Annotated in this window: 12 protein-coding genes and 2 riboswitches; of the genes, 4 read left to right on the forward strand and 8 right to left on the reverse strand. The window is 46.2% G+C overall.

Annotation, left to right across the window (positions count from 1 at the left end; translation table 11 throughout):
* Window positions 1-290: 290 nt before the first annotated feature.
* The 6 genes from GC102_RS14965 to GC102_RS14985 form a co-directional block, all read right to left on the reverse strand.
* On the reverse strand, window positions 291-518 hold the full coding sequence (locus GC102_RS14965) for a spore germination protein (protein WP_171690260.1): 228 nt from the start codon (window positions 516-518) through the stop codon (window positions 291-293).
* A gap of 72 nt (window positions 519-590) precedes the next feature.
* Window positions 591-1,463 (reverse strand): proline iminopeptidase-family hydrolase, encoded by an 873-nt coding sequence (locus GC102_RS14970; protein WP_171690261.1) that lies wholly within the window; start codon window positions 1,461-1,463, stop codon window positions 591-593.
* 59 nt (window positions 1,464-1,522) lie between these two features.
* Complete coding sequence (locus GC102_RS14975; RefSeq protein ID WP_171690268.1) at window positions 1,523-2,050, reverse strand: TetR/AcrR family transcriptional regulator; 528 nt, start codon at window positions 2,048-2,050, stop codon at window positions 1,523-1,525.
* A 117-nt stretch (window positions 2,051-2,167) separates the two neighbouring features.
* A complete protein-coding gene (locus tag GC102_RS40595; protein WP_376769373.1) occupies window positions 2,168-2,485 on the reverse strand; it encodes a CBO0543 family protein in 318 nt (105 codons plus the stop codon).
* A gap of 122 nt (window positions 2,486-2,607) precedes the next feature.
* The gene (locus GC102_RS14980; RefSeq protein ID WP_246320933.1) at window positions 2,608-3,003 is read right to left on the reverse strand and encodes a DUF6855 family protein; all 396 of its coding nucleotides are present in this window, start codon (window positions 3,001-3,003) and stop codon (window positions 2,608-2,610) included.
* Between the two features lie 154 nt (window positions 3,004-3,157).
* Window positions 3,158-3,514 carry a YmaF family protein gene (locus GC102_RS14985; RefSeq protein WP_171690263.1) on the reverse strand — a complete coding sequence of 119 codons (357 nt, stop codon included), beginning with the start codon at window positions 3,512-3,514 and terminating at the stop codon, window positions 3,158-3,160.
* A 472-nt stretch (window positions 3,515-3,986) separates the two neighbouring features.
* Between GC102_RS14985 and GC102_RS14990 the strand changes: the two genes are divergently transcribed.
* Window positions 3,987-4,904, forward strand: a complete 918-nt coding sequence (locus GC102_RS14990; RefSeq protein ID WP_171690264.1) for an NPCBM/NEW2 domain-containing protein — start codon at window positions 3,987-3,989, stop codon at window positions 4,902-4,904.
* 460 nt (window positions 4,905-5,364) lie between these two features.
* Here GC102_RS14990 and GC102_RS14995 read toward each other — a convergent pair whose 3' ends face one another.
* Both GC102_RS14995 and gcvH read right to left on the reverse strand, forming a co-directional pair.
* Window positions 5,365-5,958 (reverse strand): sulfite oxidase-like oxidoreductase, encoded by a 594-nt coding sequence (locus GC102_RS14995; RefSeq protein ID WP_171690265.1) that lies wholly within the window; start codon window positions 5,956-5,958, stop codon window positions 5,365-5,367.
* Between the two features lie 52 nt (window positions 5,959-6,010).
* Window positions 6,011-6,400: a glycine cleavage system protein GcvH gene (gene gcvH, locus GC102_RS15000; RefSeq protein ID WP_029199263.1), complete on the reverse strand. Its 390-nt coding sequence runs from the start codon at window positions 6,398-6,400 to the stop codon at window positions 6,011-6,013.
* Window positions 6,401-6,596: 196 nt separating this feature from the next.
* Window positions 6,597-6,693: riboswitch (glycine riboswitch) on the forward strand.
* A 3-nt stretch (window positions 6,694-6,696) separates the two neighbouring features.
* Window positions 6,697-6,804, forward strand: a riboswitch (glycine riboswitch).
* A gap of 104 nt (window positions 6,805-6,908) precedes the next feature.
* Between gcvH and gcvT the strand changes: the two genes are divergently transcribed.
* Genes gcvT through gcvPB form a run of 3 tightly spaced genes read left to right on the forward strand, consistent with a single transcriptional unit; the run spans window position 6,909 to window position 10,871 of the window.
* Entirely contained in the window at window positions 6,909-8,003 is a 1,095-nt protein-coding gene (gcvT, locus tag GC102_RS15005; protein WP_171690266.1) for a glycine cleavage system aminomethyltransferase GcvT, read from the forward strand.
* A 34-nt stretch (window positions 8,004-8,037) separates the two neighbouring features.
* Entirely contained in the window at window positions 8,038-9,393 is a 1,356-nt protein-coding gene (gcvPA, locus tag GC102_RS15010; protein WP_171690267.1) for an aminomethyl-transferring glycine dehydrogenase subunit GcvPA, read from the forward strand.
* Entirely contained in the window at window positions 9,390-10,871 is a 1,482-nt protein-coding gene (gene gcvPB, locus GC102_RS15015) for an aminomethyl-transferring glycine dehydrogenase subunit GcvPB (protein WP_216628064.1), read from the forward strand. The genes gcvPA and gcvPB overlap by 4 nt, the downstream gene beginning before the upstream one ends.
* Window positions 10,872-11,508: the final 637 nt, after the last annotated feature.

An 11,508-nucleotide genomic window follows, 5' to 3' on the forward strand; every position in this document is an offset into this window, starting at 1 on the left:
CCAGAACCAATAAGCGCGAAAACCGCGCTTTCAGCGAGTGCTTTGCGAGCCGAAGCTCGTTAACAGAGTCTGAGAAGCCGAAAATCGACTTCTCAGCACACCATCCTACACGTCCGTGCTGAATAAGCTCGGAAAACGCGCTTATTCTGGAATGCACGAATAAAAAAGGGGTTAGCTTTGCTTACCCTCAAACCTTAAACGTATAATAATAAAAGACCCTTCAGAGGGTCTTTTATTTCAAATCAGGATCTCGGTATACATTACTCTCGTTCGCGTTGGTCTCATCTCATTTATATATTCGTGTTAGGCGTATCAACAATATCCGGATCTATGGTATTGGTGCTGCCATTTAGAACACTCTGGACACTTCCAAAACTATCACCAGGGGAAAATGAGTTAGCTCCCGAGAAGATTTTCGAATTACTTGAAAGATAAATAACGAAAGTATCTCCAATCTGGACATTTGAACCCGAGGCGACACTGTTGATCTTGATGGCACCATTAACAATTGAAGGCATTCTTCAGACACCCCTCTCAACCCTAAGACATTGTATGTACACTTCTGCCTAATTGTCACTCAAACTGCTAACTCACTCCATTCTACTCAAAAAACCTCGGACAATCCTTACATATTCGTGGGTTTCTTCTAAGTAACTCACATGAGAACTCTCTTCGAAGACATGGAGCTCAGACTCTGGGACAAGAGAATGATAATAGTGAGTCGACTCTGGAGACGCTTCATCATAACGCCCACAAACGAAGAGCGTAGGGATTTGGATTTCATGAAGTTGGGGCGTACAATCGTATGTTTTCAGATTGCCTTGCGGACTGAATTCAGAAGGTCCCCACATCGTCATATAAACATCTTTATTGGCTTTTGCACGGCTCTCAGCAATGATTGAAGGCAGAGGGTCCAATCTGCACACATGCCTCTTGTAGTATTCTTCCATGGCTGTTTGATACTCTTCTGAATCCGTTGTAGCTTGTTCTTCATTACGCGTGATCGTGAGTTGAACATCCTCGGGTAAATTAGCCAAGAAATGGTCCGCGTCTTTCTTCCAACGCTCCGCACTGAGACATGGACTTGATAAAATGACGCTGCAGACACCCGAAGGCTTTCGGTCTATTAAGTAAGATGCAGCCAGCATGGTTCCCCACGAATGGCCTAAAAGATGAACCTCTTTCAAATCGAGCGCTTCCCTGAGAGTTATTAACTCATCTATAAACCGTTCCGTTCTCCACAATAATGGATCCGTTGGTCGATCTGAATTCCCAGAACCAAGCTGATCATAGAAAATGACAGGCCTCTCGTCAGCCAAGAAGTGAAGAACTGATTTTAACGGATCATGTGTATTACCAGGTCCTCCGTGTAGGACAACTAGAGGCGTTTTATTTCCATCACCAATTCGCGTATACCAAACCCGGCCTCCAGGAACCTCAATATAGCCTTCAATTTGTTTCAAAATACTTGCCTCCAGTGAGTGATTGATTACTACCATTCATATAAAATGCCAGAATCAGCTTATTCATCCACAAGCATTAATTCTGGAACAGACAGCGCCATTGAAATATTGCACAACATCCCTCTAGCAAGAAAAATCAAGGTTCTCTCATAAGGTTTTTCAAAACCTGACCGCTTAAAAGCCTCTAGCACCACCTGGTGAACATCCCGAAATCCCTTCTGCATGACCTCTGCGATCATATCCTCTTTAATCGTTTGAGCTTGCATTTGCAGCAGTGTTTCATTTTGGTAAGATTTCATAATATGAATATAAGCATCAACCAGCTCTTTCTCAAGTTGATCTGGAGCAACGGTCTCAATGACCGCGCGGAAAGCCTCAAGAATTCGTGTCCAAGACACTTCGAGCGCTTCTTGCAGGAGTGCTTCTTTCGTTGAAAAAAACCGGAAAACATAAGGCTGAGAAATTTGTGCGCGTTCTGCAACTTTTGCTGTCGTTGCACGGTAATAGCCGATTTCAGCAAAAACTTCGATTGCCGCGGATACAATATCTACTCGCCGATTGACTGATGTTGGAGAATTCTTTGTCATCATTCATTCCACCTTTAAAGTTACACACATTAGTTATTGATCAATTACTAATATAATTTTAACTTATCGGGATTTTATTTGCAAATAATTCATGTTGGGAGTAAGGCCAATCACGCTTTACTTCATAGTAGAAATCGGGATTTGAAAATATATAATCAAAAACACACTAGTCACAAGACAGAACAGCCATGCCCACAATGGTTTTGTATCATGCAACCGTAACCCCAAAAACATGAAAATCCAGACGAGAATGGACCAACCGAAATTCCAACCATTATGGTAAGACAAAAGCTTTACATACAGAAATATACTTTCAATTAACACGAAGGAACCGACCCACACGAAAATATACACGAATTGCTTAAGTAATCTCGTATTGTATGGATAGCGTGAAAGATAAAGTAATACGATTCTTTCCCCATCTAATGACTCCATTTCAAAAGAAGCAATTGATTATTTAAATATGATTTCCATAATTAGAAAAAAAATAAGTTCTCGACTTACACAAAAATGGAGAGCCAACTTGAGTTGGTTCCCCATCTTATTGGTAATCCTGGTTATTTGGCCCTCATACGATTGTTCCTTGGATTGTGTTCAACTTCCGCAAGTCCTAGTGCCTCCATGAGTGGAGGTACATACATGCCAAATCGACCACGAAAACCTTTTTTCAAGCCATACCAACCACCAACCGGATTTTCTGATGAACGGCCCCATGCTTCAACTGTGCCTTCTTTTACAGGTTTCTGCTCATCTGCACTGCCTAATTCCATCCAGTCACCATTCTGTCTGAGCATGGCATATAAGTCATCCACACAACGATAGTCATAATGCAAAACAGTTTTACCTACCGTGCAAACGATAATCGCTTTTCCATCTTTTTCGTCCTTGTACATTTCATATTCAGATGTTTGAGGAGGCGTTTTTAATTTCCAAGGATTTTCTTTGGTTCCCATAACTGTTGACATCATAATTCTCCTTTGGGTTTTCATTACTGCACTGAACACAATATAACACAACACCTCGTCCTACAAAATAGTGCTGCACCACAAATAGGCAAGTTGCAATAGCAACCTGCCTCTAACCATTTAGATATTATACATTTGTTCCTTAAACAAGAGGTGCTTGAATCAATGTTGCGAAATTAAATCGGTGCACATGACCATCATTTAAGGTGGTTTGACCCGTAACAAAATGTACGTGTTTGCCGTTTCCGACTGAAATAGCCGGTCCGGTTCTAATCCTTCTCAGATTATGAAAATGGTCTAAGAAATCCGTATTCGTGAGGTCAATTTCGTGGACATGGCTTGTTCCTACACGAATCGCTTGCCCTGTAACACCCGCAAAGCGATGGTTATGTCGATCATCGCCTTCTTCAGCTAGTTTCGTACTACCTTCAAATTCATGTACGTGCCTCTGTACGACTAATCCTGTTCTTTTCTTTATTGTTAGCTTTTTTTTCTGCATCCGTTGCATGCCTCCTTAAGATGATGTCGCTTCACAACATCCTATTAAGGGAACCAGATATAAGTGCTGGGTAATCATTTATTTATGGACATTACTTTATTAAATAGATCATTCTAGCTCTAATAATGAGTTCAATTTCCTTCGTCTTCGGTTGAAAAAACGTGCTGTACGGCGTATCACCGGGAATATGCTCCGCTTTAACAGCTGACGGCTGGCCGCTCCCCCGCCAACTTCCCATAAATATACAAACGATGAGACGTCCATATGCTTCTTATCTTCACGCCGTAAATGTCAGCTAGTGATGGACGCAAATATCTGACAAAAAGGCTGTTCCCAAGAGGTCAATGACTTTTGGGGACAGCCTTTAATTAACTAAGAGCTTCTTTTTCTATTCAAGTGTCATAAATTCTGGTAATATAAACAAGTCATATTTTGTATTGTATAATAATGGAAACAATAATCGGGGGTCAATATGAAAAAGATTTCAGCAACAGTTCTTGCAACGGTAACACTTAGTATGGGAGTATGTATTGGTGGTTATGCTCAGGCAAATATCGAAACAATTCAAGCATTCTTGAACCACGAAATAAAGTTTACATTGAATGGACAAGCCTGGACTCCCAAAGATCCTGATGGTCGAGAGTTAAGTCCCATCATATTTGAAGGTTCATCTTACGTCCCGTTGCGCGCAATGGGAGAACTATCAGGACTCAACGTAAATTGGGACAGTGCAACAAAAACAATTATTTTAAAAAACTCCTCAGCATCGCCGACTGGAGCCGAACCTTATAAAGACTCAAAAGATTACGGTAAACCATCTGAGATGCAAGTTCCCACGATTGAAAATGATTCAAACACCACTTATTCTACGTTTAATGTTCATACCGATACTTCAACTCCAGAGTATAAGGAAGCTGCTGAGCAAGCGGAGAAAGTAGGTGGAATTTATTTAACAGATTTGAAATACGAAAAAATAACAGGTACGAACGTCTTGAAACGAGTAAATATCGATGCCAGTTTTAGAGACGAAAAATTACACCCTCTCACGAAAGAGGGTAAAGTTTACGCTAGAGGCATTAGTTCTATGTTAGATTCAAATGCCCAAAGTGAAAAAATAACCTATAATCTTGATGGAAAATACTCATTTTTTAATACATATTATGGGGTTGATGATTATACTAAGGACTCCAAAGAAAAATGCCTTATTAAGATATATGGTGATGGTAAATTGTTAGCAACTGGAGGTAACCTCACTCCAATTAATGGAGGAGCAAACCAATTTATATTTTTTGATGTCAAGGGCGTAAACAAACTTGAAATCTCTTTCGAAACCACCTTTCCGAATTATTCAACAGTATTAGCACTGTACTCACCAAAGTTATTTAAGTAATCATTCGATAAAAAAGAGTATCTATCACTAGCGTTTCAAATCTAGTGACTGGTACTCTTTCCTTTTTTACAATAATTGTTTTACAGCGTAGCCTCGGGTTGTCAAAAAGAAAGTGACCCACTTCTAGGTTGGTCGCCTTAGTGGGTCACTTCTGCACGTATTCAGTTACTCATAATCAAAATCGTACCTTTGCTCGCGGAAGGGATCCCCATACGCATCTCAAAGAATCCTCGGGATGTTTATTCTCGCGCTGTTGACATATATGAAAAGAAAATAACCCCACTCAGGTTAGCGCCGTAGGGTAGGGGGTTATTCATTCCGGTATCTCACTCGGAGTGTTGTCTCCACCCAAGTGTTGTGCAGGAGACGGACCGCGAATCCGTCTCTTTGTTATTTTTACTCTAACATATCCCAAACATACCCGCAAATTATTTTCGATCTAATCGATTTCTTTATTACTTTAATCAAAATCATACCGCTCCTCGGCCCACGGATCGCCATACATATGGTACCCATTCCGCTCCCAAAAGCCCGGCTTATCCTTCGGCATAAACTCGATGCCGCGCAGCCACTTCGCGCTTTTCCAGAAGTATAGATGCGGCACAACCATGCGAACCGGAGCCCCGTGGTCAGGTGTCAGCAGTTCGCCATTGTGTCTGATACCCAGAAAAGACGTCTCACGGAGGAAGTCCTCGATCGGGAGATTCGTCGTCCAGCCATGCTCAGCATGCAGCATGACATGGGTAGCTTCCGGCATCAGTTTCACTTTGCTCATAAGCTCAGAAACAGCAATACCTTCCCACACATTGTCCAGCTTGGACCATGTGGTTACGCAGTGAATATCGTTTGCGAACTCTTTGCGCGGAAGAGCCATGAAGTCTTTGTACGAGATCTGGAACTCCTCCTCAACCAAGCCAAAGACACGAAGATTCCATTTGCTCATATCATTATAGTAAGGCACGGATCCGTAATGAAGCACAGGCCAGCCTTGTGTCAGCGTTTGGCCAGGGGGAACACGGTCATTCTGCTCCTGCGGCTTTTGGCCAAATAACATGAAAAAACCTCCATCCTAAAAAACTTTGGTTGGAGACCAAAGTCACTCTTTACTAGTCGTTACCGATGTAAGATGCATATTCAGCTGGAGTAAGTAAGCCTTCCAAAGCTTCAGCACCTGTAACTTCGACTTCAACCATCCAACCCTCACTGAATGGTGCACTGTTCACCAACTCAGGTGAACCTTCCAGTGAACTATTTACTGCAGTTACTTTGCCCGAAACTGGCGAGAAAATATCCGAAACCGTTTTAACCGATTCCACACTGCCAATGCTTTCATTCGCGGTAACGGATGTTCCGACTTTAGGAAGCTCCACAAACACAATATCCCCCAATTGATCTTGGGCAAAATCAGTAATGCCTACGCGAACCACTGTATCCGACAGCTTCTCTACCCACTCATGCTCTTTGGTGTAAAACAAATTGGCTTGTACTTCACTCATCGATTAACGCCTCGCTTACCAGCAAATTTTGCTTTTAGCTTAATCTAATGAGAACATCAAAGTCAAGGTGGTCGCAGTAAATTTTACCAACAAAGCCGGATTAAGACGGCAAGTCTCATTCTACAAAAGTTGCAGTTGACAATTCACACCAATTTGGGCACATAATAATACTATAAAACAAATTGAATATTGGCGAATGATGGTATAGGGAGAGACCGCAGGGCAAGCTCGCGGCGCCGAAGGAGTAAGCCCCAAGTGGTGAATCTCTCAGGCAAAAGGACCTGTATCGGACGCAACTCTGGAGAGCTTCGAATTTCCGCGCACAGCGGGAAAACGGACACCCAAGGGGAAACTTGACGGACATGAAGTTCGCGCGAGGTAACTCTCAGGTAAAAAGGACAGGGCAAAAGGTATGTTTGTGTTGCATACTTTTTGCTCTTTTTTGCATTTTCTGGCTTATATTTCGGGCAAAATAGCAATGTCAACAATCGAAGGTGAGGTTACGAGCATGCTAAAACGAACACCGCTCTTCCCGATTTATGCGGAGCATGGAGCGCGAGTCATTGATTTTGGAGGCTGGGAGCTGCCCGTGCAGTTCGCTGGTATTCAAAAAGAGCACGACGCCGTCAGGCAGCAGGCCGGGCTTTTTGACGTGTCCCATATGGGGGAAGTCCGAGTAAGCGGAGAGGACGCCCTCCCTTTTCTGCAAAAAATAACAACGAATGATGTGTCCAAGCTGGAAGCAGGTCAATGCCAATATAGCCTTATGTGTTATCCGACTGGTGGCGTTGTAGACGATCTACTCGTTTACAAACTTGGTGATAACAACTACATGCTGGTCATCAATGCATCGAACATCGATAAAGATGTGGAATGGATGCAGCAGAATCTTACGGGTCGTGTGGACTTAGTCAACATTTCTGAGGAAACGGCGATGCTCGCGCTGCAAGGACCGCATGCGGAACTGATTTTAGCTAAACTTACAGACGCGCCTATCCAATCTTTGAAAACGTTTCGCTTCCTTCCTGAGGCGGATGTTGCTGGGATTAAAGCACTCTTATCACGTACAGGGTACACAGGTGAAGATGGCTTCGAGCTCTATGTGGATCAAAAGGATGCTGTAAAGCTGTGGAAGCTGCTTCTTGAAGCAGGTCAAGAGCATGGTCTCGTACCAGCTGGCTTAGGCGCTCGCGATACCTTGCGGTTTGAAGCTCGTCTCCCGCTTTACGGGCAAGAGCTTTCCAAGGATATCACACCGCTTGAGGCTGGACTTTCGTTTTTTGTGAAGTTGGATAAGGGAGATTTCATAGGTCGTGACGTGATCGCTGGTCAAAAGACAAATGGTACACCTCGCAAGCTCGTTGGCATCGAGATGGTCGAACGCGGCATTCCACGTCCGCATTATGCCGTTTTCAATACGGATGGTAAACAGATCGGTGAAGTCACAACAGGGACGCAATCTCCTACTTTCAAAACGAACGTGGGCTTGGCTTTAATCGATTCCGCTTACAGTGCGCTGGGCATGGAATTGAATGTGGAAATTAGAGGGTCGCAGGTCAAAGCTAAAGTCGTTGCCACCCCTTTTTACAAAAGAAAACCGTAAGCCATTCGTCTCAAGAGAGGAGCAAGCCGTCATCATGAAGCACCGCTATCTGCCAATTACGGAACAGGATCAAAAAGAAATGATGGAGACTATCGGCATCTCATCCATGGAGGAGATGTTTCAAGATATACCGCAAAAGGTTCGCTTTCAGGGCGAACTGAACGTATCCAAGGCGCTGGATGAGCAAGGACTACTACGCTATATGCGCGGTCTGGCGAGCCGCAACGCCGACTTTGACCGCTATGCCAGCTTCCTCGGCGCTGGCATCTACGATCATCACCTTCCGGTGGTGATCAATCATGTCATCTCACGCTCAGAGTTCTACACAGCGTATACGCCCTATCAACCGGAAATCAGCCAAGGCGAGCTGCAGGCGATTTTCGAGTTTCAGTCGTACATCTGTGAGCTCACCGGCATGGCCGTAGCGAACGCCTCGATGTACGATGGCGCTACGGCGCTGGCTGAAGCCGGCGCCCTGGCTAGCGGAGCGACGAAACGCAGTCGTCTGCTCGTCTCAAGAGCGGTGCACCCGGAAGCGCGCGCTATCTTGCGCACGACCGCCCGCGGGCTGAACTTGGAAGTGGTCGAGATCGGCCTCACGCCAGAGGGCGTGACCGACTTCGAAGACCTCACTTCCAAGCTTAGTGACGACGCGGCTGCCGTCATCCTCCAATCGCCGAATTTCTTCGGCTGTTTGGAGGATATCGGGGCCGCAGAGCCCCTCGCGCACGGCGCGGGTGCACTGCTCGTCGTGAGCGCGAATCCGCTCACGCTCGGGCTGCTCGAGGCGCCGGGCAAGCTCGGCGCTGACATCGTCGTCGGCGATTGCCAGCCGCTCGGCATCCCAGCTGCGCTGGGCGGGCCGACGTGCGGCTACTTCGCCGTCGCCGAGAGCTGGATGCGCCGCATGCCTGGGCGCATCGTGGGCCAAACCGTTGACCGCGATGGCAAACGCGGTTTCGTCCTTACGCTCCAAGCGCGGGAGCAGCACATTCGACGTGAGAAAGCCACGTCGAACATTTGCTCCAATCAAGCGCTTCTCGCGCTTTGCACAGCCGTGTACTTGTCCACGATGGGCAAGCAGGGCATCCAAGACGTTGGCAAGCTCAACGTCCAAAAAGCCCACTACGCGGCGAACCGCCTAGCCGCGTCTACTAAATTCTCGCTGCCATTCGCAGGCAGCTTCTTCAATGAATTTGCCGTCAAGCTACCGGACGGCACGAACATGCAGGAGCTGAACAGTAAGCTCCTGCAGAAGAACATCATCGGCGGCTACGACCTCGGCCGCGACTACCCCGAGCTCGCCGGCCATATGCTTATTGCCGTCACAGAGCAAAGAACGCGCGAAGATATTGATAGCTTCGCAACTGTAATGGAGGAACTCGTATGAGCGAAAACAACGTGAACGTGAAATCAGACGGCAAAGCGCTCATTTTTGAAATGAGCCACCCTGGTCGTATTGCCTATTCACTGCCTGAATCCGATGTGCCAGACGTCAATTTGAACGATCTCCTGCCAGGCAAGTTTAGGCGTCAGAACGAACCCGACCTGCCTGAAGTATATGAAGTAGACGTCATCCGTCACTATACTGCTCTTTCTCGTCGTAACTTCGGTATCGACAACGGCTTCTATCCACTCGGCTCGTGTACGATGAAATATAACCCAAAAATCAACGAAGACGTAGCCCGCTTCCCTGGCTTCGCCAAAATACATCCGTACCAACCGGAAGAATCGCTGCAAGGCGCGATGGAGCTGCTCTACAATCTCCAAAATGACCTTGAATCCCTCACCGGCATGGACCGTGTAACTCTACAGCCGGCGGCTGGCGCTCATGGCGAGTGGACCGGACTGATGATGATCCGTTCCTACCACGAGAGTCGCGGTGAGAAGCGGACCAAAGTCATCTGTCCCGACTCCGCGCACGGCACTAACCCTGCAAGCGCGACGGTTGCCGGGTTCGAAACCATAACCATCAAATCCAACGAGCGCGGCCTCGTGAATCTCGATGAGCTTCGCAAAGCCGTTGGTCCCGATACCGCCGCTTTAATGCTAACGAATCCGAACACACTCGGCTTGTTCGAAGAACAAATTGTTGAGATCGCTGAGATCGTGCATGCCGCAGGCGGACTGCTTTACTATGATGGCGCTAATGCCAACGCCATTATGGGCATCACTCGCCCCGGCGACATGGGCTTCGACGTCGTACATCTCAACCTGCACAAAACCATGAGTACCCCGCACGGCGGAGGCGGACCAGGAGCAGGCCCTGTTGGCGTCAAAGAAAAGCTAATTCCGTTCTTACCCACTCCACTCGTTGCGAAGCGCGAAGACGGCAGCTTTTACTTTGACTACAACTACCCGCAAACGATCGGCCGCGTCAAAGGCTTTTACGGCAACTTCGGCATCCTAGTTCGCGCGTACACCTATATTCGCACGCTCGGTCCAGAAGGCTTACGCAAAGTATCCGAGTATGCCGTCTTGAATGCGAACTATATGCTTGCTAGACTGACACCATACTTTGATGTGCCTCATCCTCGCTTCTGTAAGCACGAATTCGTGCTTTCAGGCAACCGCCAGAAGAAGCTCGGTGTACGCACACTCGACATCGCCAAAAGATTGCTCGATTTTGGCTACCACCCGCCAACGATCTACTTCCCGCTCAGCGTGGAAGAATGCATCATGATCGAGCCAACCGAAACCGAAAGCAAACAAACTTTAGACGAATTCATTGATACGATGATCGCCATCTCCAAAGAAGTCGAAGAAAACCCGGAGCTCGTCAAGAACGCTCCCTATACTACCGTCGTCAGCCGTATGGACGAAGCGCTTGCTGCCCGCAAGCCTGTCCTTAACTGTACTTGCGGATAAATAATACAACATACCCGCGATTCAAGCTGTTTCAGCTGAGTGGCGGGTTTTGTTTATCTTCCTATTTGCACTATCCCTTTTACTCAGAAAGAAAGAGTAAAAAGTTTCGAAGTGTTTTATTATTGATGTATAAAGTTCGAAGTCGGGGGCGGTGGTGTGGCGTGAGCATATCTTCTAGAATAGTATTGGTTTACGTTAGTACGTGTCAGAACAGTTCTATTTAGTTTGGGAAGTTCCACACGAATGCTACAATTACCATTTTTATCCATGTAATGTAGCCATTGCTTCCATTGCCTCCTCTCTTTCCCACTCAGTCCTTTCAGAAACATATTTTCTGAGCAGTCTACAAAACTGCCCCTTAAGCTTCCTCGAACATGAACCAAGGCGATAGTGCTCACAGAAACTCTCAATTAAGACTAACTCCACTCACCCAACTTATCCTGAACCAAGGGGATAGTGCTCATAGAAGCTCTCAATTAAGAAGAACTCCATCACCCAGCTTATCCTGAACCAAGGGGATAGTGCTCACAGAAACTCTCAATTAAGATGAACTCCCCTCACCCAACTTATCCTGAACCAAGGGGATAATGCTCATAGAAGCTCTCAATTAAGAAGAACTCCACTCACCCAGCTTTTC

The sequence above is a fragment of the Paenibacillus germinis genome, assembly GCF_013141785.1.
GTDB lineage: Bacteria > Bacillota > Bacilli > Paenibacillales > NBRC-103111 > Paenibacillus_E > Paenibacillus_E phytorum.